Genomic DNA, 21,465 nt, shown 5'->3' on the forward strand with positions numbered 1-21,465 from the left:
AGGATTCAATGATGAATAAAGACGAAGTCGGCGGTAACTGGAAACAGGTTAAAGGTAAAGTGAAAGAGCAATGGGGCAAGCTGACCGATGATGATATGACGGTGATCGAAGGTAAACGCGATCAGCTGGTCGGTAAAATTCAGGAACGCTACGGCTACGCGAAAGATCAGGCCGAAAAAGAGGTGGATAGCTGGGATAAACGCCACAACCACCACTGGTAATAACGTCCTCCTGCCCGTGCGTACAAGGAAGTACGCTCCCTCTGTTAGTGCCCGCTAGCGGGATTTCTTTTTAATCTGAATGGTATGGTCGTGATGGCAGTGTTCGTGAGCGCTGCACGCTTCCACTTCTACGCAGGCCGAGCACAGGCCGTGCGCTTCAATCACGTTATGACGCAGAGCGAAGCCCATTTTGGCCGCCAGCGCGTGCATAATGTCTTCTACCCCTTCCGCACATTCTTCTTTCACCACGCCGCAGCGATCGCAGATAAACATCGCGGAGGTGTGCGTTGGTTGATCGAACAGGTGACAGAGCACGTAGCTGTTAGCCGATTCCACCTTATGCACGAAGCCTTGTTCCAGCAAAAACTCCAGCGCGCGATAGACGGTTGGCGGCTTAGCCTGCGGCTCTTTGACGCGCAGCAGGTCGAGCAAATCGTAGGCGCTAATCGCCCCTTCTTGCAGGCTCATCAGGCGCAATACTTCCAGACGTTGCGGAGTCAGGCGCACGCCGCGTTGCGCGCACAGCTTTTCAGCCTGCGCTAACAGTTCTTGCGTAGTGGTCTTATCCATTGGCGTCCTCGGGTTACGGGTGAAACAAACTCATACTTTACCATGTTATGCCGGAAACACCGAGTTTCCACAGGTGTGCTATAGGTGTGTTATAGCAGGTGTACTTCACACTCAGGATGAAAAATGATGAAAAGACCCGATTGCATTCGCCATTGGCATGATGTTGAAGGACCGGATGACTCGACTTACCCCGATAGCAACGAGCTTTTTGCCATCGGCGCGCCGCTGGCCCGCGCGCTGGGGCTGCGGCATCTCGGAATTCACCACGAACGGCTGCCGCCAGGCCGTCGCACTTCTTACCCACATGCGGAGAGTGACGAAGAGGAGTTTATCTACGTGCTGGAGGGCTACCCGCAGGCGTGGATCAACGGCTATCTGTGGAAGCTTCAGCCGGGGGATAGCGTCGGTTTCCCTGCCGGAACCGGTGTGTGTCATACCTTTATCAACAACACTTCCGAAGAGGTTCGGCTGCTGGTGGTGGGTGAGGCGAACAAAAAACACAACCGCATCTATTATCCGCTAAACGCCTCGTATGCCGTGACGCGTGAGGATCGCTGGGTCGATCACCCGCCGCAGTTTTTTGGCCCTCACGATGGAAAACCTGGGCGAAATTAGCATCTTCTTCTATAAAGATTAGGGTGCTTATTAAAAATAACGATAACCATAAAAATTTCAGTTAGGGGAACACACTACTTTTTTTCCCGCTATTCACAGCAACAGTTCGTCTCCATCCAGGCGATAACGGATGGAGGGTTGTTTCATTATCGACAATAAGACGAGCAAACTGTGAATAAAAAAGACAAATTTTCACTAATGGGGGTCGCTGTCTCCTTTTTCGTGGCGGGACAGGCAGGGGCGGCAAATAGCTGGACAGAGGCGCGCAACGACGCGATGGGCGGCACGGGGGTTGCCTCTGCAAACTACGGTAGCGGCGTACTCATTAACCCGGCACTGCTGGCAAAGGCCAAACCGGACGATGATATTACGCTTATCGTGCCCACTATCGGTGCGCAGATTTCTGATAAGGACGATCTGCGCAGTAAAATTGATGATATCAGCGACGAAATAGACAACTACCGGCAGGTGCTAAGCACGATTAATCTTAGCCAGATTTCAGCGGCGGCGGGCGATCTGGCGAATCAACTCTCCTCGCTGAAAGGAAAAACCGCGAACGGGAAAGCCGGTGCTGGGCTGGCAGTCAGCGTCCCCAATGATACGCTGAACGTGGCTTTTGTGGCGAAAGCGAATGCAAGGGCGCGGGTTAGTTCGTATATCGATCAAGGGGATATTGATCTTCTGCGCAGTATTCAGTCGAATCCTCTTAATGCGGCCACTGCGAACCCCCAGGATCTCAAGTCGAAAGGATATGGCCGTGCGGCGATCGTCTCCGACTACGGCGTGGCGATTGCCCGCCAGTTTGACATCGGCGGCGTGCCGGTGTCGCTGGGCATTACGCCAAAGCTGCAGCAAACCTGGCTCTATAACTACACCACCTCCATCTACAACTTCAGCAGCGACGACATCAACAGCAGCCGTTACCGCAACGACGACACCGGCTTTAACGTTGACGCCGGTCTGGCCGCTGATTTTGGCGATAACTGGACGGTGGGTCTGAGCGGACAAAACCTATTCTCTCGCGACATCGACACCAAAGAGGTCGATGGCGTGCGCGATACCTACCAGATTCGCCCATTGGTCACCGCTGGGGTCGCCTGGCACACGGATATGTTGACCCTCAGCGCCGATGGCGATCTCACTGAAACCAAAGGCTTTAAAAGCGAAGACACCTCGCAGTACGTTGGCGTGGGTGCCGAAGTGCGGCCGCTCGACTGGCTGGCGGTGCGCGCGGGCTATCGTGCAGATGTGAAAAATAACGACAGCAACGTCTTCACAGGCGGGGTTGGCTTTGCGCCGTTCAACCGTGTCCATGTCGATCTGATGGGGCTGTACGGCGAAAACCAAACCTGGGGGGCAGGGGCGCAGCTGAGCGTCACGTTCTAACTTAGCTCCCTTCCCGGAGTCGGTGCTGCGCACCTCGTCCGGGCTACAGGCCATACGACCCTGTAGCCCGGCCAAGCGAAGCGCCGCCGGGATCTCTCCACTCTTGCTAGCCGTGAGCGGCTCTGGAAAGCGTATCGTTAATCCACTGATTGACGCTTTTCCCCGAAACCTCCGCCGCAACGTTGATGGCAGAGTGAACTTCAGGAGAAATACGCAGGCTAATTTTGCCGCTTGCTGGCCGCAGTGGTTCTCGCCCTTGCTCGGTACAGTAGACAATATAATCGTCAACGGCTTCTTCGAACGCTGTACGAAGATCCGTAACGTTATCGGCGTGAAAGCCAATCACGTCCCTGATGCCTGCCACTCGCCCGATAAAGCATAAATCTTCGTCGCTGTAATCAATCTTTGCGGCATAGCCTTTGTACGTCATGGTATTCATCATGGAGTTACTCCTACTGCGATAAGAAATGCCATTGCATCACGAACCTGGTAAACCTTTGCCTCTTTATCAGGGTGGGGACGGTGGAAAGAAGCCACAATATGATTGATTTCGAACCGTACCCGGGAGCCGTTTCCTTCCGATACTTTTGCACCTAGCGCTACAAGCAGAGACTCAATTTTTCGCCATTCCAGAGTGGCTGGAGTGGGTAATGAAAATATCAGCCGCAGTGTTTTCTGGTGTCTGGCGTTTAATGACTTCATTTATGCTTCCATTCCGTTGTGTATTGCATCCGCCAAAGTCCACTTGATGATATCATTTTATGATATCACATCAAGGCGAATCGTATCCGATTGCGGCCTGTGCTATAGTAGCGCCCCCAATTCACCAGGTGCTCAAAATCTCGCCATGTCTTCAGAATCACAACGCCATTTCCCCGCTCACCGTTTCTCCATCGCGCCCATGCTCGACTGGACCGACAGACACTGCCGCTACTTCCTGCGCCTGCTGTCGCAGCACACACTGCTGTATACCGAAATGGTGACCACCGGGGCGATTATTCACGGCAAGGGCGACTATCTGGCCTATAGCGAAGAAGAGCATCCGGTCGCATTACAGCTGGGAGGCAGCGACCCGGTGGCGTTGGCACACTGCGCGAAGTTGGCGCAAGAGCGTGGCTACGATGAAATTAACCTCAACGTTGGCTGCCCGTCCGACCGCGTACAAAACGGCATGTTTGGCGCTTGTCTGATGGGCAACGCGCAGCTGGTGGCAGATTGTGTGAAGGCGATGCGCGACGTGGTGTCTATTCCAGTGACGGTGAAAACTCGTATTGGTATTGACGACCAGGACAGCTACGAATTTCTCTGCGATTTTATCGACACGGTTTCCGGTCGCGGCGAGTGTGAGATGTTTATTATTCACGCCCGCAAAGCCTGGCTCTCCGGCTTAAGCCCGAAAGAGAACCGCGAAATTCCGCCGCTGGACTATCCGCGCGTCTACCAGCTCAAACGTGATTTCCCGCACCTGACGATGTCTATCAACGGCGGTATTAAGTCGCTGGAAGAAGCCAAAGCGCATCTGGAGCATATGGACGGCGTGATGGTGGGCCGCGAAGCCTATCAGAATCCAGGGATTCTGGCCTCCGTTGACCGTGAAATCTTTGGTGCCACCGATGTAGACGCCGACCCTGTCGCCGTGGTGCGCGCCATGTATCCGTACATCGAGCGCGAACTGAGCAACGGCACCTATCTGGGCCACGTCACCCGTCATATGCTGGGCCTGTTCCAGGGTATCCCGGGCGCGCGCCAATGGCGTCGCTACCTGAGCGAGAACGCTCACAAAGCGGGCGCCGATATCAACGTACTGGAACACGCGTTAAAGCTGGTGGCCGATAAGCGTTAATTATTTCGCTAAATTCTGGTCAAATTCACCAAGCCCTGCACAGCGTTGCGGGGCTTTTTTATTGATAATCAATAAGTTATTTTTGGCACGGTTTTTGTAATAGTTCAGACAGCGACGTATGATTTCTGGGAGAACCACCATGCTGGAACTGTTATTTGTGATTGGATTTTTTGTGATGCTGCTGGTCACCGGGATTTCGCTACTCGGCATTATTGCTGCGCTGGTGGTGGCCACCGTATTAATGTTCGTTGGCGGGCTGTTTGCTATTATGATTAAGTTACTGCCATGGCTTATCCTGGCGGTTGTGGTGGTGTGGGTTATTCGGGCGATTAATTCACCGAAAGAACGGCCATATCGCGGCAATTATCGGAGGTATTGAGGTACTCGTCACAACCTCAATCATTTTGCATAAAACCCCATAGGATTTGCGTAATAAATCTGTCACTATTGCTGCCGTTAAAGAATTCATCGAGCTGTACCCTACATACAGCCGAACTAAAAAAAGAAAGGGCTTCCTACGGGAAGCCCTAGTCTTTTGTGCGGTAGGAACGTTACGGAATCAGCAGGCTCGAGCCCTGCGTTGCCCGGCTTTCCAGAATCTCATGCGCGCGTCGTGCATCCTTCAGCGGGTATTTCTGGCTCTCCGCCACGTCCACTTTGATAATCCCGCTCGCAATCAGCGAGAACAGTTCGTGGCTAGCCTCCTTCAGCTCATCGTAGTTGGTGACGTAGCCGTTAAGGGAAGGGCGGGTGGCGAACAGTGAGCCTTTTTGATTGAGAATGCCGAGGTTAACCCCGGTCACCGGGCCGGAAGAGTTCCCGAAGCTGACCATCAGCCCACGGCGCTTTAAGCAGTCCAGCGACGCTTCCCAGGTGTCTTTCCCCACGGAGTCGTACACCACCGACAGCTTTTTGCCGCCGGTCATCTCTTTGACGCGCTCGGCGATATTCTCATCGCGATAGTTAATCACCTGCCAGGCGCCGGCCTTAAGTGCGCGCTCTGCCTTCTCCTGGCTACCGACGGTACCGATAAGCTTCGCGCCCAGCGCTTTTGCCCACTGGCAGGCAATCAGCCCTACGCCGCCTGCGGCCGCATGGAACAGGAACGCTTCGCCGGGCTTGATTTCGTAGGTTTTGCGCAGCAAATAGAAAACGGTTAGCCCTTTGAGGAACGAGGCGGCAGCCTGCTCATAGGAGATAGCCGCCGGAAGCAGGGCGACCTTATCCGCCGGGACATTATGCACCGAACTGTAGGCACCGAGCCCGGACTGCGCGTAGACCACGCGATCGCCCGCTTTGATGTGCTTCACGTTGCTGCCCACCTGGCTCACCACGCCCGCCGCTTCGGTGCCTAAACCGCTGGGCATCGACGGCGGTGGATACAGTCCGCTGCGAATGTAGGTGTCGATATAGTTGATACCGATAGCTTTGTTTTCCACCTGCACTTCGTTTTCGCCAGGGGCCGATGGGGTGAATTCGACGGCGTTCAGCACTTCCGGGCCGCCATGTTTGCTAAATTCAATACGGGTTGCCATGCTTCCTCCAGAACGATTATGTGGTAATCTTTCGACCCACTCTTTATCTCGGTAATACCATTCACTATGGCAGCAAATAAACCCTTCAACAAACCGCAAACCGAACCTCGCGTCCGCGATTTTCAGGTAGACGGGCTGAAAGTACCGCCGCACTCGATTGAAGCGGAACAATCGGTGTTGGGCGGACTAATGCTGGACAATGAGCGCTGGGACGATGTTGCCGAGCGCGTGGTGGCGGAAGATTTTTATACCCGTCCACACCGTCACATCTTTACGGAGATGGGCCGTTTGCAGGAAGGCGGTAGCCCAATTGACCTGATTACGCTCGCGGAATCGCTGGAGCGACAGGGGCAACTGGACAGCGTCGGCGGGTTTGCTTATCTGGCAGAACTCTCCAAAAATACGCCAAGTGCGGCAAACATTAGCGCTTACGCCGATATCGTCCGCGAACGTGCCGTTGTTCGTGAAATGATTGCAGTGGCCAACGAGATTGCCGAAGCCGGTTTCGACCCGCAGGGGCGCACCAGCGAAGACCTGCTGGATCTCGCCGAGTCCCGCGTCTTTAAAATTGCTGAAAGCCGCGCCAACAAAGACGAAGGCCCGAAAAATATTACCGAAGTGCTCGACGCTACCGTCGCGCGCATCGAACAGCTTTTCCAGCAGCCGCATGACGGCGTCACCGGGGTCAATACCGGCTATGACGACCTCAATAAGAAAACCGCCGGTTTACAGCCGTCGGATTTGATTATCGTGGCAGCGCGTCCGTCGATGGGTAAAACCACTTTTGCAATGAACCTCGTCGAAAACGCGGCGATGTTGCAGGATAAACCGGTACTAATCTTCAGTCTCGAGATGCCCTCCGAACAGATTATGATGCGTTCTCTGGCATCGCTATCGCGCGTTGACCAGACCCGTATTCGTACCGGCCAGCTCGATGACGAGGACTGGGCGCGTATCTCCGGCACCATGGGCATTCTGCTGGAAAAACGAAACATCTATATCGATGACTCCTCCGGCCTGACGCCGACGGAAGTGCGCTCCCGCGCGCGCCGTATCGCCCGTGAACACGGCGGCATCGGCCTTATCATGATCGACTACCTTCAGTTGATGCGTGTGCCGTCGCTTTCCGACAACCGTACGCTGGAGATCGCCGAAATTTCCCGCTCGCTCAAGGCGTTAGCCAAAGAGCTGCACGTGCCGGTGGTGGCGCTGTCGCAGCTTAACCGCTCTCTGGAACAGCGTGCGGACAAACGCCCGGTCAACTCCGACCTGCGTGAATCCGGCTCCATCGAGCAGGATGCCGACTTAATCATGTTCATTTATCGTGATGAGGTTTATCACGAAAACAGTGACTTAAAAGGCATCGCCGAGATTATTATCGGTAAACAGCGTAACGGCCCCATCGGCACGGTACGCCTGACGTTTAACGGTCAATGGTCGCGCTTCGATAACTACGCTGGCCCGCAGTACGACGACGAATAACAACGCTGAATCAGCAAACTCATACCAAGGAACACAAATGCAAGCGGCAACTGTAGTCATTAACCGCCGCGCTCTGCGACACAACCTGCAACGTCTGCGTGAACTGGCACCTGCCAGTAAGCTGGTTGCGGTGGTGAAAGCGAACGCTTACGGACACGGCCTCCTCGAGACCGCGCGAACGCTCCCCGACGCCGATGCTTTTGGCGTTGCCCGTCTTGAAGAGGCGCTGCGCCTGCGCGAGGGCGGCATTACCCAGCCGATCCTGCTGCTGGAAGGCTTCTTTAATGCGAGCGATCTGCCGACGATTGCCGCGCAGCATCTGCATACCGCCGTGCATAACATCGAACAGCTTGAAGCGCTGGAAACCGCCGACATCAGCGAGCCGGTTACCGTGTGGATGAAGCTCGACACCGGCATGCACCGTCTGGGCGTACTCCCGGAAGATGCCGATGCGTTCTATCAGCGCCTGAGCCAATGCAAAAACGTACGCCAGCCGGTTAACGTGGTTAGCCACTTTGCGCGTGCCGATGAACCTGAATGCGGCGCGACGGAAAAGCAGCTCGCCATTTTCACCGCTTTTACCGACGGCAAGCCGGGCCTGCGTTCTATCGCGGCATCCGGCGGCATTCTGCTGTGGCCGCAGTCGCACTTCGACTGGGCGCGCCCTGGCATCATTTTGTACGGCGTATCCCCGCTGGAGCAGAAACCGTGGGGCCCGGATTTTGGTATGCAGCCAGTGATGTCATTGACCTCCAGCCTGATTGCCGTGCGCGAGCACAAAGCCGGTGAGCCGGTTGGCTACGGTGGCACCTGGGTCAGCGAACGCGATACCCGACTCGGCGTGGTAGCGATGGGCTACGGCGACGGCTACCCGCGTGCGGCACCGTCCGGTACGCCAGTGCTGGTCAATGGCCGCGAAGTGCCGATTGTCGGCCGCGTGGCGATGGATATGGTCTGCGTTGATTTGGGCCCGAATGCCGAGGATAAAACCGGTGATGAGGTGATTATGTGGGGCGAAGGTCTGCCGGTTGAACGCATTGCTGAAATCACAAAAGTGAGTGCTTACGAACTTATTACGCGCCTGACGTCGCGGGTGGCGATGAAGTATATCGAATAAGACTATCGCGTGCCGGATGATGCGATCGCCCATCCGGCAATGCTTTTTCAACAATGCCTAATTCATCCGTTGTCCCCGCCGGTGCCAGTCGTGAACAAAGAAAAAGAGGACAAGAATCAGCAGCGTGCCGAAGTCTTGCAGTATCCAGAAAGGCAGCGTGTCGTGCATATAATCCGTGCGGTTAATTAAAAATGGGATATTCAGGGCACTTTGGCCAAACAAGCCAAAGGCGATTGAAATAAGCCCTATTTTATAACCGATGTGCAAATGTGTGATGCGTTGGCTATAAGCGCAAAATAGAATGACAAGTGACACCAGTAAATCAATGACGGTTGTAATGAACAGCGTGCTCCAGTAGGACAAATGGTCAATGCTCATTTGAGGTGTCCTTATGGTCTTTCGCAGAGATCTTCGTTGGGCGATTTTCACGGATCTTGTGCTTAATCTCGCTCGCTATTTCAAAAATGTCATCTTGCTCATGGCGGCTAAAGAAGTTTGCGACTGCCGCAATCATGCCAATGCTGATGGCTCCAACGATATACCCAAGGCCAAGCGCAGCATCGGCTTCACTAAGGTCGAAACGCAACCAGTGGGCAGCCATACCGACAAGTGCAAAGGCTGCGAACATACTGATGCTGCCGGTGATAATCCCTGCGATAAAAGGTCCGTGCTGGTGTAGTTTTTTTGGTTGCCAGAAGAAAGAGATGCTCACACCACCAAATAATCCTGCTAGTGCTGATAGCCCCTGGTTAATTACAATATTGCTGATATCACTCATGATTATCTCTCCGGCTTGGCAGCAGCATTATTGGCAAGGCTGAACGGGAGTGAGCTGCCCGGTACGCTGATTGCTGATATAACGCATCGCGCTATTTGGGCTATAGAGCAGTCTGTTATCGCCACGAAGACCTTTGTAAGAATCGAGGTCTGCTGAATACCAACTACCTTGATTTCCTTCGGGGTGCTGGGCTGACTCGTCTCCTCCAATCCACTTACCGTTGGTCGGCTTCAGACCCCATAGAGTATCTGTGGCTCTTCCGCTCCAGCCTAAATACATTGCCTGTTGGGTGGTGATATAGCGGGAGGGGAGTCGCCCATTTTGCTGGAGATAGCGTAGGGTCTTGACCAGATCATTCTCGTCGTGGATAGGGGGAAGTGACTGTTGCTGTAACTGGTTATTCAGCGCGGTAACACTGCTTTCGCAGGTGGGTAATTCTGCTGCTTGCAGAGAAGCCATAAAGCCCATACCGAGACAGGCTGAAATCAAAGAAAAACGAATGATACTCATAAAACCTCCTTGTAATTCAGTGCTATGCTAAAAATAGCTTCATTTCCGCTTCACGGCGACGGGTCAATCCTGCCAGTACTTTTCCTCCGGCCTTATTCCAGACCAGAAATTGCAGAGCAGCGCTATTGATATCCCCTTCATTCAGTTTGCGTAACAGCGTCGATTTTTTTAGATTTCCGATACCGACATTGAAGGCAAAAGAGACCAGTGCATCAAACTGATTTTGGCCGATCTCGCAGGTCACCATCCCGTTGACCCCTTTTTCCGTTCGCGCCAGATCGTTGCGCAGCAATGTTCTGGCTTCTTCAAGGGTTATTTTGCATAACGAGTTGATTTCTTGAGGTAAAATAAGGTGTCCATAACCAATGGTCCATAGCCCTGCCGCGTCCTTGTATCGTTCGAGTTTAAGACCTTCAAATTCTGCAATAAGCTGAATACCGACTTCACTGGTATAGCGTGGTAGATGCGTCATGAAGATGGCTCCTCTTCTGATAAGCGTGGAATAATTTTATTGGTGTATTCATCAATTAAGCGCATAACGCTTTCCGGTGGTTCCAGCACCGTAAATTGCATTTCGATATCGACGTGGCGGCTGTCGCGACCGCCTTTCGTATTGCTTGCAGGGGAAAGACTGACGTGAAAACGGCTAACATCGTTGGTGTCGGTTCCTTCGCTTACGCTCGTTTGCTCCACGCCTTCGGTGCGTACCGTCAAGTGCACCTTCATTTTTTCCAGCATTAATCCACGTGGTGTTGCGAGCGCGACCAATGGCATCTCGAAATGATGTTTTTCATCAAGCTGCATTCGTACGGTACGCGGTGCGAGCTGACCGTCTTCGGTTGGCTCAAAAAAGGGATCCAGTGCCTGCATATACTGGTGTGCAATTAACTCATTCGCGGCCGTCGCTGCGTGCTGCATACCGCGTGTAATATCTTCCAGCGTGACGGGAACGTTCGGGATAGTCGCAGCAGACTGGGGATTTGCCGGTTCAGGTTCTGACTGTGGGCGCTTTTCCGGCTCGTCTTCCTTTTTGCTCCATAGCCAGTCTTTTAAGGACATTATTTGCTCCAGTTTGGGGCCGAATAGCCCAGCCCCAGTGATTGTTGTCGGTACTAGCTAGCGTTTTCTGACGTTTTAGACGGAATAGTTCCAGGCAATATGACCGGTTTGGTTGTGGCTTCAGTCAGGTAGTCAATGACTCGCATCAGCGCTTCAGGTGGTTGCTGACGCTTAATTTGCGTATGGATGGAGTACTTTGCTCGGGTATCGGTCGCTCGAGTTTGCTCTGATTTGTGAGTCACCTTTCCGGTCATTTTGGCGCGGAAGAATCCCCAGCCTAACGAAGCTTCCATTGAGGCTTCGGCCCCGGTTTCGCTCTTACTGGATTCGCTTTGCGACACTTCCAGTTCGAAGTCGATGGTACCTTCTTCAATGCAGATAATAGGGTGGGAAATTGTTGCCAGGAGTGGGATACGCATTTTCTTGGTGATCGTACCCTGGCTAACCCCTTGCTCATCGACAACGGTTTCGTCGTAATCAAATTCGACAGCGACGGCTTTGCCGTCCTTGATACATACTGATAATAAAAAGTCAGCGTAAGCCTTACTTGCCTGCACCTGAGCCCTGATCATGGCCTGCAATGGACCGCCGATCATGGTCTCCAGCGGAAGGGCGTTAATGACGGAACCAATAAATTGAGAATCCATATCGTATCTCCTTTACGAGTGATGGCGCGCCTTTGCGCATTTCTGATGTTAAGGTGGGATAGGCGGTTTAGATATTGGACAAATGTCCTCTCAAGACGAGCCGAAAGGTGTAATACGCAGAGATGATTCATAAACCACTCGCGCCTCCGTCTCATCCGGTTTATTGTGTTATTTCCTGCCTTCTGTAAACCTGGAGAACCATCGCGTGTTTCAAAAAGTTGACGCCTATGCGGGCGACCCGATTCTTTCTTTAATGGAACGCTTTAAAGAAGATCCGCGCAGCGACAAAGTTAACCTCAGCATTGGCCTTTTTTATGACGAAAACGGCATTGTTCCGCAGCTGAAATCAGTGGCCGAGGCTGAAGCGCGCCTTAACGCGCAGCCGCATGGCGCGTCGCTGTACCTGCCGATGGAAGGGTTGAATAGCTACCGCCATACCGTAGCGCCGCTGCTGTTTGGCGCCGATCATCCGGTTCTCCAGCAACAGCGCGTGGCGACTATCCAAACCCTTGGCGGCTCCGGCGCGCTGAAAGTGGGCGCAGATTTCCTCAAACGTTACTTCCCGGATTCCGGCGTATGGGTCAGCGACCCGACCTGGGAAAACCATATCGCGATTTTTGAAGGCGCAGGCTTCGAGGTCGGCACTTACCCATGGTTTGATAGTGAAACCAACGGCGTACGCTACGACGCGCTGCTGGAAACGCTGAATACGTTGCCAGCGCGCAGCATCGTGCTGCTGCACCCGTGCTGCCACAACCCAACCGGTGCCGATCTCACGAATGCACAGTGGGACGGCGTGGTGGAAGCGCTGAAAGCGCGCGATCTCATCCCGTTCCTCGACATCGCCTACCAGGGCTTTGGCGCAGGCATGGAAGAAGACGCGTATGCCATCCGCGCGATTGCCGACGCAGGCCTGCCGGCACTGGTCAGCAACTCGTTCTCCAAAATTTTCTCCCTGTACGGCGAGCGCGTCGGCGGCCTGTCGATTGTCTGTGAAGACAATGAAACCGCGCTGCGCGTGCTGGGCCAACTGAAAGCAACGGTACGCCGCAACTACTCCAGCCCGCCAAACTTCGGCGCGCAGATTGTGGCAGCGGTGCTTGGTGATGCTGAGCTGAAAGCCATGTGGCTGGCGGAAGTGGAAGGGATGCGCACCCGCATTCTGGATATGCGGCAGGCGCTGGTGAACGTGCTGAAAGAAGAAATGCCGAATGGTAACTTTGACTACCTGCTCAAACAGCGCGGGATGTTCAGCTACACCGGCCTGAGCGCCGCGCAGGTCGATCGCCTGCGCGATGAGTTTGGCGTCTACCTGATTGCCAGCGGCCGTATGTGCGCGGCGGGCCTCAACAGCCGTAACGTCCAGCGTGTGGCCAAAGCCTTCGCAGCAGTGATGTAAGTGAGTACTCACGCTGGCTTGGAGGTATATTCTGAGCCAGCGTGCTTTCAAAGCATCAAACTGTGATCCCCTTACTTTTTTCAGGATTATTCTGAGATAAACCTTTCAATCGTATCCCTCAGACGGTAAGGTCAGCTGTGCTTTTATTTGAAGCAACACTCACTTTATTACAATAACGACTCGACGAATTAAGGGAAAACATGCGCAAGATCACGCAAGCTCTCAGTGCCGTCTGCTTGTTATTTGCACTGAATGCTTCGGTGACGGCTCACGCCTCGTCACCTTCTCCGCTCTATCCAGGCACCGACGTTGCGAAGCTGGCCCAACAGGCCCCTATCCACTGGGTTTCCGTGGCGCAAATTGAAAACAGCCTGATGGGCCATCCGCCAATGGCGGTCGGTTTTGATATCGACGACACCGTTCTGTTCTCAAGCCCAGGCTTCTGGCGCGGGCAAAGAACCTATTCTCCAGACAGCCAGGACTACCTGAAGAACCCAGAGTTCTGGGAAAAAATGAATAACGGCTGGGACGCGTTCAGCATCCCGAAAGAAGTGGCCCGTTCGCTGATTGCGATGCACGTGAAGCGCGGCGACAGCATCTACTTCGTGACCGGTCGTAGCCAGACCAAAACGGAAACCGTTTCTAAAACGCTGCAGGATGATTTCCTGATCCCCGGTGCGAACATGAACCCGGTGATTTTTGCCGGTGATGAGCCAGGCCAGAACACCAAGACCCAGTGGCTGAAAGAGAAGAACATCAGAGTGTTCTACGGTGATTCCGATAACGACATCACCGCCGCGCGTGAAGTAGGAGCCCGCGGTATCCGCGTCCTGCGCGCCTCTAACTCGACCTATCGCCCGCTGCCACAGGCCGGTGCATTTAACGAAGAAGTGATCGTTAACTCCGAGTACTAACGGCAAACCGTTGTAGGCCGGATAAGGCGTTTACGCCGCCATCCGGCAATCTGCTGTATGCTGCCGGATGGCGCTTCGCTTATCCGGCCTACCACTTGCACCAATAAATGATGCTTTTTTAGTCAAAAACAGTCGCTGAAAGGTTTATCCTTTCGGCGTCTTGTTGCACACTGATATGATGCTTTTTTGCACAACGTGGTTTGCGAGACTGAGGAGTATAAAATGATGACCAGTTCGGATCTTCTGCAGTACTGCATGGCGAAGCGTGGCGCGGAACAAAGCGTACACAGTGACTGGAAGGCAACACAAATTAAAGTCGCCGATGTGCTGTTTGCGATGGTGAAGGATGTTGAAGACCGCCCGGCGGTATCGCTGAAAACCAGCCCCGAACTGGCAGAGCTGCTGCGCCAGCAGCATAAAGACGTTCGCCCAAGCCGCCATCTCAATAAAGCGCACTGGAGCACCGTCTACCTGGACGGCTCGCTGCCAGGCTCACAAATTTACTATCTGGTGGATGCGTCGTATAAGCTGGCGCTGGATCTGCTGCCGGAAACGCTCCGACAGCAGATGTACTCTGATTAACCCAGCAGAGGCTTAAGGAAACGAGCCGTGTGCGAGGCTTCACAGTTCGCCACCGTTTCTGGCGTCCCGGATACGAGGATTTCACCGCCGCCGCTGCCGCCTTCTGGACCGAGATCGACAATCCAGTCCGCGGTCTTAATCACGTCCAGGTTGTGCTCGATAACCACAATGGTGTTGCCCTGATCTCTGAGCTGATGCAGTACTTCCAGCAGTTGCTGGATGTCGGCAAAGTGCAGGCCGGTGGTCGGTTCATCCAGAATATACAGCGTCTGACCGGTACCGCGTTTTGACAGCTCGCGCGCCAGCTTCACGCGCTGGGCTTCACCGCCGGAAAGCGTCGTTGCCGACTGGCCAAGACGGATGTAAGTCAGGCCAACGTCCATCAGCGTTTGCAGCTTACGCGCCAGCGCCGGAACGGCATCGAAGAACTCACGCGCCTCTTCAATGGTCATATCCAGCACTTCGTGGATAGTCTTGCCCTTGTACTTAATCTCCAGCGTTTCGCGGTTATAGCGCTTGCCTTTGCACTGGTCGCACGGCACGTAGATATCCGGCAGGAAGTGCATTTCGACTTTGATCACGCCATCGCCCTGACAGGCTTCACAGCGACCGCCGCGGACGTTAAAGCTGAAACGGCCCGGCGTATAGCCGCGTGAACGCGACTCTGGCACACCCGCAAACAGCTCACGTACTGGCGTAAAGACGCCGGTATAGGTGGCTGGGTTTGAACGCGGCGTACGGCCAATCGGGCTCTGGTCGATATCGATAACTTTATCGAAATGCTCCAGCCCCTGAACGTCGCGGTATGGTGCCGGTTCAGCAATAGTTGCACCGTTTAATTGCGTCTGCGCAATCGGGAACAACGTATCGTTAATCAGCGTTGATTTACCGGAACCGGACACACCGGTGATGCAGGTAAACAGGCCGACCGGCAGCGTCAGGGTCACGTCTTTCAGGTTGTTACCCGTGGCGCCCGTCAGCTTAAGCACTTTTTCCGGGTTCGCCGGAACGCGGTTTTTCGGCACTTCAATTTTGCGTTTCCCGCTCATGAACTGCCCGGTTAACGACTCCGGCACCGCCATAATGTCGTCCAGCGTCCCTTCAGCCACTACCTGACCACCGTGAACACCCGCGCCTGGGCCGATATCGATAACGTGGTCGGCGGCGCGAATCGCATCTTCATCGTGTTCAACCACAATCACCGTGTTGCCAAGGTTACGCAGGTGAATCAGCGTGCCGAGCAGACGTTCGTTGTCGCGCTGGTGCAAGCCGATAGACGGTTCATCCAGCACATACATCACGCCAACCAGCCCCGCGCCAATCTGGCTTGCCAGACGGATACGCTGCGCCTCGCCGCCGGAGAGGGTCTCTGCGGAACGGGAGAGGGTCAGGTAGTTCAGACCGACGTTGACCAGGAACTTCAGACGGTCACCAATCTCTTTCAGCACTTTTTCCGCGATTTGCGCACGCTGGCCGGAGAGCTTCAGGTTATTGAAGAAGTCCATGGCGTGGCCGATGCTCATATCTGAGATAGTCGGCAGCGGCGTATTTTCGACGTAAACGTGACGCGCTTCGCGACGCAGACGGGTACCGTCGCAGCTGGCGCACGGACGGTTGCTGATGAACTTCGCCAGCTCCTCACGTACCGCGCTGGATTCCGTCTCTTTATAGCGGCGCTCCATGTTGTGCAGCACGCCTTCAAACGGATGGCGGCGCACGGACGTATCGCCACGGTCGTTGATGTATTTGAATTCAATCGACTCTTTGCCGGAGCCGTAGAGAATGGCTTTCTGCGCTACCGCGCCGAGGCTTTCCCACGGGGCTTCGACGTCGAACTCGTAATGTTCCGCCAGCGACTTCAGCATCTGGAAGTAATAGAAGTTACGACGATCCCAGCCGCGAATCGCGCCGCCGGCCAGCGACAGTTCTGGATTCTGAATCACGCGGTCAGGGTCGAAATACTGCTGTACGCCAAGGCCGTCGCAGGTTGGGCACGCGCCTGCCGGGTTGTTGAACGAGAACAGACGTGGCTCAAGCTCGCGCATGCTGTAGCCGCAAATCGGGCAGGCGAAGTTGGCGGAGAACAGCAGCTCTTCCGCTTTCGGGTCGTCCATATCGGCGACCACCGCCGTGCCGCCGGAGAGCTCCAGCGCGGTTTCAAACGATTCCGCCAGACGTTGCGTCAGGTCATCGCGCACTTTAAATCGGTCAATCACCACTTCGATGGTGTGTTTCTTTTGCAGCTCGAGCTTCGGTGGATCGGACAGGTCGCAGACTTCGCCGTCGATGCGCGCGCGGATATAGCCCTGGCTTGCCAGGTTCTCCAGCGTTTTGGTGTGCTCGCCCTTACGTTCTTTAATGATCGGGGCCAGCAGCATCAGGCGTTTGCCCTCCGGCTGCGACAGCACGTTATCGACCATCTGGCTGACGGTTTGCGCCGCCAGCGGCACGTCGTGATCCGGACAGCGCGGCTCGCCTACGCGAGCGTAAAGCAGACGCAGGTAGTCGTGGATTTCGGTAATGGTACCGACCGTCGAACGCGGGTTGTGTGACGTCGACTTCTGCTCGATAGAAATCGCAGGCGACAGCCCTTCAATATGATCGACATCCGGCTTTTCCATCAGCGACAGGAACTGGCGCGCATAGGCAGAAAGCGATTCTACATAGCGACGCTGCCCTTCGGCATAGAGGGTGTCAAAAGCCAGTGAGGATTTGCCAGACCCGGACAGCCCGGTGACGACAATCAGTTTGTCGCGAGGGATGACGAGGTTGATGTTTTTGAGATTATGGGTGCGGGCGCCCCGAACTTCGATCTTATCCATTCACCTTTCCCGGTAGAGGAGATACACGGATTGCCTGGTTTGTTAGAAGGACAAACGGCAGAAACGGCTAATTATGACACAACTTAACCTGAATGAATATACAGTATTGGAATGCCGATTGCGGATGCCGATGAAAATTGCAGCGGGATAAGATGTTTAGTGGAATACAGCTCGCGGCTATCAAAATACCGTCTGGAAATGATACACTGGCGCGTTTACACTTAACCAAGATTCATATTTCAGGAGAGACAAACATGGCCAGCAGAGGCGTAAACAAGGTGATTCTCGTCGGTAACCTGGGCCAGGACCCGGAAGTGCGCTACATGCCGAATGGTGGCGCAGTTGCCAACATTACGCTGGCGACTTCCGAATCCTGGCGCGACAAAGCGACCGGTGAAATGAAAGAGCAGACTGAATGGCACCGCGTTGTGTTGTTCGGTAAGCTGGCGGAAGTAGCAGGCGAATACCTGCGTAAAGGCTCTCAGGTTTATATCGAAGGCCAGCTGCGTACCCGCAAATGGACCGATCAGTCCGGCGCTGAAAAATACACCACCGAAGTCGTGGTTAACGTTGGCGGCACCATGCAGATGCTGGGTGGCCGTCAGGGCGGTGGCGCACCGGCAGGTGGCGGCCAGCAGCAGCAGGGCGGTTGGGGTCAGCCTCAGCAGCCACAGGGCGGCAACCAGTTCAGCGGCGGCGCGCAGTCTCGTCCGCAGCAGCAGTCCGCTCCGGCACCGTCTAACGAACCGCCGATGGACTTCGATGACGATATCCCGTTCTGATTTATCGCCGTCCCGACGGCCTTGATCAAAACGACAAAAAACCCTGCTCCGGCAGGGTTTTTGCTTTTTTAGTACGCACCATCAGACCACATCGGCACCGCTTCGGTGCGAACATTGCCCCGCGTTAATCTTCTCTTTTTCTGTTCCATTCACATAACCTCAAGATAATTAACAAAAATAACAGTTGGCACGCTTTGTGCCTACATCTGTGTATACACTCATGTAGGCAAGGTGCAGACGATGACTCAAATCCAATCAGCTAAATGTATGCAGGGCATGGCCGTTGCGCCGCACTCGCTGGCCGCGGAAAGCGCGGTGGCCGTTTTGCGCGATGGCGGTAATGCGGTTGAGGCGATGGTGGCGGCGGCGGCGACCATCGCGGTGGTTTACCCGCATATGAACGGCATCGGCGGCGATGGATTCTGGTTAATCTCAAAGCCGGGCGAAGCGCCGGTGGCGATCCAGGCCTGCGGCTTTGCGGCGGAAAAGGCGACTATCGATTTTTATCGTCAGGCAGGCTACGAGCAGGTTCCGGTGCGCGGCCCGCTGGCGGCCAATACCGTCGCCGGTACGGTGGGCGGCTGGGAGCGAGCGCTGGAATGGGCGGGTGAGCAGATGCCCAACGCGCCGCTGCCGTTAACGCGCCTGCTGGACGATGCCATCCACTATGCGCGTCATGGCGTACCGGTGAGCGCGGGGCTGCATCAACAAATCACCGCGCGTTTACCGCAGCTCGGCCAGCACCCAGGTTTTTGCGGCCTGTTTGCGCCAGAAGGACAGGCGCTCAGTCCAGACGATCTGCTGCTCCAGCCTGCGCTCGCCAACACTCTGGAGCGGTTGGCAACCCATGGATTGAGTGATTTTTACCACGGTGAAACGGCCCGATTGATCGCCAGCGAACTGGAGGCGGCCGGAAGCCTGCTGCGCTTTAGCGACCTTGATGCTTATCGCGCGGCGCGGGTGAAACCGCTGGCGCTGGAAACGGAGAACGGGACGGTATATAACCTGCCGCCGCCGTCGCAGGGCCTGGTCTCGCTGCTGATTACCGGCATTATCGAGCAGCAGCGTAAAAAGGGCGCGATTGCCGACGAAGCCGATTTTGTCCACCACTGCGTCGAAGCGACCAAGCTGGCGTTCACTTTGCGCGATCGCCATATCACCGACCCGGCCCATATGACCCTCGACCCACAGTCGCTGCTGACCGCAGACAGTATTGCTCAGCTCAGCGCGCAGATTGTGCCCGACCGGGCACAGGCCTGGGGCAAAGGGCGTGGGCCAGCGGACACCATCTGGATGGGCGTTATCGACGGTACCGGCACCGCCGTCAGCTTTATCCAGAGCATTTATCATGAGTTCGGCAGTGCGGTGATCCTCGCCGACAGCGGCATCATCTGGCAAAACCGCGGCAGCAGCTTTTCGCTTGACCCGAACGCCACCAACCCGTTACAGCCGGGCCGCCTACCGTTTCATACCCTCAACCCAGGGCTGGCGCGTCTGGCCAACGGCGACGCGCTGGTGTACGGCAGCATGGGCGGAGACGGCCAGCCGCAGACGCTGGCGGCGGTCTTTGACCGCATCCTCCATCAGAATATGACTCCGCAGGCGGCCGTGGCCGCTCCGCGCTGGCTGTTAGGGCGCACCTGGGGAGAAAGCAGCGACACGCTTAAGATTGAAAGCCGCCTTAGAGCGGCGACTACCGACACCCTCAAACAGTACGGCCATGACGTCGATATTTACCCCCCTTATGACGACCTCATGGGGCATGCCGGGGCAATTCTCCGGCACTGCAACGGCATGCTGGAAGGCGGCAGCGACCCTCGTAGCGACGGTGGCGTTGCCCGCTGGTAATCCAGCATTTTCCAAATGAAACATTCGCGGAATGATGAGGCGCGCTGCGCGCGCCCGCGTTCTGACGACATTTTTTCGTCTATTGGAGCGTAAAATGACCGTTCTCAGAGAACCTTTGGTAGCACCAAAATTTGGCAAATGGGCGCAGCTGGTGCTGGGTCTTATCTGTATGGCTTCCATCTCCAGCCCGCAGTACGTATGGACGCTGCTGACCAAACCGCTGACGGAAAAGCTGGGCGTCGGCCTGCCGGAGCTGCAGGTCACCTTTTCGCTGCTGATTATTCTGCAGACCTTCTTTTCTCCCTTCCAGGGACGGCTGGTTGAACGATTTGGCCCCCGGCTGTTGATTTCAATCGGCACGGTGATGGCCGGGTTAAGCTGGGTGCTCTCCGCGCATATCAATGGCCTGATGGCGCTATACCTGGTCTATGGCTGTATCGGCGGGTTGGGTACCGGGATTGTGTACATTGGCGTGGTTGGGCTGATGGTGAAGTGGTTCCCGCAAAACCGAGGCTTTGCCGCAGGGGCCGTGGCGGCGGGTTACGGTATGGGGGCGATTTTGACCACCTTCCCGATCTCGATTTCGCTGGGCAGCTATGGGCTGGAGCAGACCATGACCGTGTTCGGTATCGTCTTCGCTATCGTCGGGCTATTGGCCAGCCAGGGGCTGAGCCTGCCTCCCAACTCGACTGCACTGCCCGTCAGCCGGAAAATCGTGCAGGGGACGCGCCAGTTTACCTCTCGTGAAATGCTGCGCCAGCCTCTGTTCTGGCTGATGTTTGCCATGATGGCGATGATGTCGACCTCCGGGCTGATGGTGACCTCGCAAATGGCCATCTTCGCTGAAGATTTTGGCATCAGTAAGGCGGTGGTATTCGGCATGGCCGCGCTGCCGCTGGCACTGACCATCGACCGCTTTACCAACGGTTTGACCCGCCCGCTGTTTGGTTTTATTTCCGACCGCTATGGTCGTGAAAAAACCATGTTCATCGCCTTTGCTCTTGAAGGGGTCGCGATGACGCTGTGGCTGGCCTGCCGGGACGATCCGATGCTGTTTGTGTTGCTCTCTGGGGTGGTGTTCTTCGGCTGGGGCGAAATCTTCTCGCTGTTCCCTTCTACATTGACCGACACGTTTGGCAGCGAGAATGCGGCTTCAAACTACGGTTGGTTGTATATCTCGCAGGGGATTGGCTCCATTTTCGGCGGGCCGCTGGCTGCGTTACTGTACCAGCACACTCAAGGGTGGCATGTGGTCTTTGGCTGTGCGATTGCCCTTGATTTCATCACGGCGGGGCTGGCACTGTGGGTGCTGAAACCCTGGCGTGCGCGCTTTATTCGCCAGCACAGTTAATTGC

General features: G+C 55.2%; 24 protein-coding genes. 13 read left to right on the top strand and 11 right to left on the bottom strand.

What is annotated here, in order from left to right; genetic code table 11:
* The first annotated feature begins 11 nt into the window (after window positions 1-11).
* Window positions 12-221, top strand: coding sequence for a CsbD family protein (locus ACH1XZ_RS18060; RefSeq protein ID WP_331388551.1), 210 nt, complete (start codon window positions 12-14; stop codon window positions 219-221).
* Window positions 222-275: 54 nt separating this feature from the next.
* Here ACH1XZ_RS18060 and zur read toward each other — a convergent pair whose 3' ends face one another.
* Window positions 276-791: a zinc uptake transcriptional repressor Zur gene (zur, locus tag ACH1XZ_RS18065; protein ID WP_035897338.1), complete on the bottom strand. Its 516-nt coding sequence runs from the start codon at window positions 789-791 to the stop codon at window positions 276-278.
* A gap of 126 nt (window positions 792-917) precedes the next feature.
* On the opposite strand from zur, the gene ACH1XZ_RS18070 reads away from it, so the two are divergent.
* Together ACH1XZ_RS18070 and ACH1XZ_RS18075 are read left to right on the top strand one after the other, a co-directional pair.
* Window positions 918-1,406: a cupin domain-containing protein gene (locus ACH1XZ_RS18070; RefSeq protein ID WP_035897345.1), complete on the top strand. Its 489-nt coding sequence runs from the start codon at window positions 918-920 to the stop codon at window positions 1,404-1,406.
* Window positions 1,407-1,577: 171 nt separating this feature from the next.
* On the top strand, window positions 1,578-2,792 hold the full coding sequence (locus tag ACH1XZ_RS18075) for a conjugal transfer protein TraF (RefSeq protein ID WP_395596621.1): 1,215 nt from the start codon (window positions 1,578-1,580) through the stop codon (window positions 2,790-2,792).
* A 106-nt stretch (window positions 2,793-2,898) separates the two neighbouring features.
* On the opposite strand, the gene ACH1XZ_RS18080 is transcribed toward ACH1XZ_RS18075, so the two are convergent.
* Window positions 2,899-3,234, bottom strand: coding sequence for a type II toxin-antitoxin system HicB family antitoxin (locus ACH1XZ_RS18080; protein ID WP_395596622.1), 336 nt, complete (start codon window positions 3,232-3,234; stop codon window positions 2,899-2,901).
* A complete protein-coding gene (locus ACH1XZ_RS18085) occupies window positions 3,231-3,494 on the bottom strand; it encodes a type II toxin-antitoxin system HicA family toxin (protein WP_395596623.1) in 264 nt (87 codons plus the stop codon). Before ACH1XZ_RS18085 ends, ACH1XZ_RS18080 begins: the two co-directional genes overlap by 4 nt.
* A gap of 145 nt (window positions 3,495-3,639) precedes the next feature.
* Between ACH1XZ_RS18085 and dusA the strand changes: the two genes are divergently transcribed.
* Complete coding sequence (gene dusA / locus ACH1XZ_RS18090; RefSeq protein WP_395596624.1) at window positions 3,640-4,635, top strand: tRNA dihydrouridine(20/20a) synthase DusA; 996 nt, start codon at window positions 3,640-3,642, stop codon at window positions 4,633-4,635.
* Window positions 4,636-4,774: 139 nt separating this feature from the next.
* Window positions 4,775-5,014 carry an envelope stress response protein PspG gene (gene pspG / locus ACH1XZ_RS18095; protein WP_395596625.1) on the top strand — a complete coding sequence of 80 codons (240 nt, stop codon included), beginning with the start codon at window positions 4,775-4,777 and terminating at the stop codon, window positions 5,012-5,014.
* 172 nt (window positions 5,015-5,186) lie between these two features.
* On the opposite strand, the gene ACH1XZ_RS18100 is transcribed toward pspG, so the two are convergent.
* Window positions 5,187-6,170, bottom strand: coding sequence for a quinone oxidoreductase (locus ACH1XZ_RS18100; RefSeq protein WP_395596626.1), 984 nt, complete (start codon window positions 6,168-6,170; stop codon window positions 5,187-5,189).
* A gap of 66 nt (window positions 6,171-6,236) precedes the next feature.
* Between ACH1XZ_RS18100 and dnaB the strand changes: the two genes are divergently transcribed.
* Together dnaB and alr are read left to right on the top strand one after the other, a co-directional pair.
* The gene (dnaB, locus tag ACH1XZ_RS18105; RefSeq protein WP_035896759.1) at window positions 6,237-7,652 is read left to right on the top strand and encodes a replicative DNA helicase; all 1,416 of its coding nucleotides are present in this window, start codon (window positions 6,237-6,239) and stop codon (window positions 7,650-7,652) included.
* A gap of 37 nt (window positions 7,653-7,689) precedes the next feature.
* The gene (gene alr, locus ACH1XZ_RS18110; RefSeq protein WP_395596627.1) at window positions 7,690-8,769 is read left to right on the top strand and encodes an alanine racemase; all 1,080 of its coding nucleotides are present in this window, start codon (window positions 7,690-7,692) and stop codon (window positions 8,767-8,769) included.
* A gap of 57 nt (window positions 8,770-8,826) precedes the next feature.
* Here alr and ACH1XZ_RS18115 read toward each other — a convergent pair whose 3' ends face one another.
* Genes ACH1XZ_RS18115 through ACH1XZ_RS18140 form a run of 6 tightly spaced genes read right to left on the bottom strand, consistent with a single transcriptional unit; the run spans window position 8,827 to window position 11,763 of the window.
* Window positions 8,827-9,147 carry a hypothetical protein gene (locus tag ACH1XZ_RS18115; RefSeq protein ID WP_395596628.1) on the bottom strand — a complete coding sequence of 107 codons (321 nt, stop codon included), beginning with the start codon at window positions 9,145-9,147 and terminating at the stop codon, window positions 8,827-8,829.
* On the bottom strand, window positions 9,137-9,547 hold the full coding sequence (locus ACH1XZ_RS18120) for a hypothetical protein (protein WP_395596629.1): 411 nt from the start codon (window positions 9,545-9,547) through the stop codon (window positions 9,137-9,139). The genes ACH1XZ_RS18115 and ACH1XZ_RS18120 overlap by 11 nt, the downstream gene beginning before the upstream one ends.
* Before the next feature lie 27 nt (window positions 9,548-9,574).
* Window positions 9,575-10,057 (bottom strand): ribonuclease, encoded by a 483-nt coding sequence (locus ACH1XZ_RS18125; RefSeq protein ID WP_395596630.1) that lies wholly within the window; start codon window positions 10,055-10,057, stop codon window positions 9,575-9,577.
* 22 nt (window positions 10,058-10,079) lie between these two features.
* Complete coding sequence (locus ACH1XZ_RS18130) at window positions 10,080-10,529, bottom strand: lysozyme (protein ID WP_395596631.1); 450 nt, start codon at window positions 10,527-10,529, stop codon at window positions 10,080-10,082.
* Complete coding sequence (locus tag ACH1XZ_RS18135) at window positions 10,526-11,116, bottom strand: DUF2589 domain-containing protein (protein ID WP_395596632.1); 591 nt, start codon at window positions 11,114-11,116, stop codon at window positions 10,526-10,528. Before ACH1XZ_RS18135 ends, ACH1XZ_RS18130 begins: the two co-directional genes overlap by 4 nt.
* 53 nt (window positions 11,117-11,169) lie before the next feature.
* Window positions 11,170-11,763: a DUF2589 domain-containing protein gene (locus tag ACH1XZ_RS18140; protein ID WP_395596633.1), complete on the bottom strand. Its 594-nt coding sequence runs from the start codon at window positions 11,761-11,763 to the stop codon at window positions 11,170-11,172.
* A gap of 205 nt (window positions 11,764-11,968) precedes the next feature.
* Between ACH1XZ_RS18140 and tyrB the strand changes: the two genes are divergently transcribed.
* The 3 genes from tyrB to ACH1XZ_RS18155 all read left to right on the top strand — a co-directional run bounded on the left by tyrB (window position 11,969) and on the right by ACH1XZ_RS18155 (window position 14,658).
* Window positions 11,969-13,162: an aromatic amino acid transaminase gene (tyrB, locus tag ACH1XZ_RS18145; RefSeq protein WP_395596634.1), complete on the top strand. Its 1,194-nt coding sequence runs from the start codon at window positions 11,969-11,971 to the stop codon at window positions 13,160-13,162.
* 200 nt (window positions 13,163-13,362) lie between these two features.
* Entirely contained in the window at window positions 13,363-14,076 is a 714-nt protein-coding gene (aphA, locus tag ACH1XZ_RS18150) for an acid phosphatase AphA (protein ID WP_395596635.1), read from the top strand.
* A gap of 225 nt (window positions 14,077-14,301) precedes the next feature.
* A complete protein-coding gene (locus ACH1XZ_RS18155; protein WP_395596692.1) occupies window positions 14,302-14,658 on the top strand; it encodes an MmcQ/YjbR family DNA-binding protein in 357 nt (118 codons plus the stop codon).
* Here the strand turns inward: ACH1XZ_RS18155 and uvrA are convergent.
* Entirely contained in the window at window positions 14,655-17,480 is a 2,826-nt protein-coding gene (gene uvrA, locus ACH1XZ_RS18160; RefSeq protein WP_395596636.1) for an excinuclease ABC subunit UvrA, read from the bottom strand. The genes ACH1XZ_RS18155 and uvrA overlap by 4 nt on opposite strands.
* 254 nt (window positions 17,481-17,734) lie before the next feature.
* Between uvrA and ssb1 the strand changes: the two genes are divergently transcribed.
* From ssb1 to oxlT, 3 genes are all read left to right on the top strand, one after another.
* The gene (gene ssb1 / locus ACH1XZ_RS18165) at window positions 17,735-18,262 is read left to right on the top strand and encodes a single-stranded DNA-binding protein SSB1 (protein WP_035896752.1); all 528 of its coding nucleotides are present in this window, start codon (window positions 17,735-17,737) and stop codon (window positions 18,260-18,262) included.
* Between the two features lie 240 nt (window positions 18,263-18,502).
* A complete protein-coding gene (locus ACH1XZ_RS18170) occupies window positions 18,503-20,110 on the top strand; it encodes a gamma-glutamyltransferase family protein (protein WP_395596637.1) in 1,608 nt (535 codons plus the stop codon).
* A 34-nt stretch (window positions 20,111-20,144) separates the two neighbouring features.
* Window positions 20,145-21,461 (top strand): oxalate/formate MFS antiporter, encoded by a 1,317-nt coding sequence (gene oxlT, locus ACH1XZ_RS18175; RefSeq protein ID WP_395596693.1) that lies wholly within the window; start codon window positions 20,145-20,147, stop codon window positions 21,459-21,461.
* Window positions 21,462-21,465: the final 4 nt, after the last annotated feature.

The sequence above is a fragment of the Kluyvera chengduensis genome (genome assembly GCF_044197065.1).
Lineage (GTDB): Bacteria > Pseudomonadota > Gammaproteobacteria > Enterobacterales > Enterobacteriaceae > Kluyvera > Kluyvera ascorbata_C.

What these genes read in the sequence shown, in the direction of transcription:
- ACH1XZ_RS18060 (WP_331388551.1), top strand. Translation starts at nt 12, where the DNA reads ATGAATAAAGACGAAGTCGGCGGTAACTGGAAACAGGTTAAAGGTAAA.
- zur (WP_035897338.1), bottom strand. Translation starts at nt 791, where the DNA reads ATGGATAAGACCACTACGCAAGAACTGTTAGCGCAGGCTGAAAAGCTG.
- ACH1XZ_RS18070 (WP_035897345.1), top strand. Translation starts at nt 918, where the DNA reads ATGAAAAGACCCGATTGCATTCGCCATTGGCATGATGTTGAAGGACCG.
- ACH1XZ_RS18080 (WP_395596622.1), bottom strand. Translation starts at nt 3,234, where the DNA reads ATGATGAATACCATGACGTACAAAGGCTATGCCGCAAAGATTGATTAC.
- ACH1XZ_RS18085 (WP_395596623.1), bottom strand. Translation starts at nt 3,494, where the DNA reads ATGAAGTCATTAAACGCCAGACACCAGAAAACACTGCGGCTGATATTT.
- dusA (WP_395596624.1), top strand. Translation starts at nt 3,640, where the DNA reads ATGTCTTCAGAATCACAACGCCATTTCCCCGCTCACCGTTTCTCCATC.
- pspG (WP_395596625.1), top strand. Translation starts at nt 4,775, where the DNA reads ATGCTGGAACTGTTATTTGTGATTGGATTTTTTGTGATGCTGCTGGTC.
- ACH1XZ_RS18100 (WP_395596626.1), bottom strand. Translation starts at nt 6,170, where the DNA reads ATGGCAACCCGTATTGAATTTAGCAAACATGGCGGCCCGGAAGTGCTG.
- dnaB (WP_035896759.1), top strand. Translation starts at nt 6,237, where the DNA reads ATGGCAGCAAATAAACCCTTCAACAAACCGCAAACCGAACCTCGCGTC.
- alr (WP_395596627.1), top strand. Translation starts at nt 7,690, where the DNA reads ATGCAAGCGGCAACTGTAGTCATTAACCGCCGCGCTCTGCGACACAAC.
- ACH1XZ_RS18115 (WP_395596628.1), bottom strand. Translation starts at nt 9,147, where the DNA reads ATGAGCATTGACCATTTGTCCTACTGGAGCACGCTGTTCATTACAACC.
- ACH1XZ_RS18120 (WP_395596629.1), bottom strand. Translation starts at nt 9,547, where the DNA reads ATGAGTGATATCAGCAATATTGTAATTAACCAGGGGCTATCAGCACTA.
- ACH1XZ_RS18125 (WP_395596630.1), bottom strand. Translation starts at nt 10,057, where the DNA reads ATGAGTATCATTCGTTTTTCTTTGATTTCAGCCTGTCTCGGTATGGGC.
- ACH1XZ_RS18130 (WP_395596631.1), bottom strand. Translation starts at nt 10,529, where the DNA reads ATGACGCATCTACCACGCTATACCAGTGAAGTCGGTATTCAGCTTATT.
- ACH1XZ_RS18135 (WP_395596632.1), bottom strand. Translation starts at nt 11,116, where the DNA reads ATGTCCTTAAAAGACTGGCTATGGAGCAAAAAGGAAGACGAGCCGGAA.
- ACH1XZ_RS18140 (WP_395596633.1), bottom strand. Translation starts at nt 11,763, where the DNA reads ATGGATTCTCAATTTATTGGTTCCGTCATTAACGCCCTTCCGCTGGAG.
- aphA (WP_395596635.1), top strand. Translation starts at nt 13,363, where the DNA reads ATGCGCAAGATCACGCAAGCTCTCAGTGCCGTCTGCTTGTTATTTGCA.
- ACH1XZ_RS18155 (WP_395596692.1), top strand. Translation starts at nt 14,302, where the DNA reads ATGACCAGTTCGGATCTTCTGCAGTACTGCATGGCGAAGCGTGGCGCG.
- uvrA (WP_395596636.1), bottom strand. Translation starts at nt 17,480, where the DNA reads ATGGATAAGATCGAAGTTCGGGGCGCCCGCACCCATAATCTCAAAAAC.
- ssb1 (WP_035896752.1), top strand. Translation starts at nt 17,735, where the DNA reads ATGGCCAGCAGAGGCGTAAACAAGGTGATTCTCGTCGGTAACCTGGGC.
- ACH1XZ_RS18170 (WP_395596637.1), top strand. Translation starts at nt 18,503, where the DNA reads ATGACTCAAATCCAATCAGCTAAATGTATGCAGGGCATGGCCGTTGCG.
- oxlT (WP_395596693.1), top strand. Translation starts at nt 20,145, where the DNA reads ATGAGGCGCGCTGCGCGCGCCCGCGTTCTGACGACATTTTTTCGTCTA.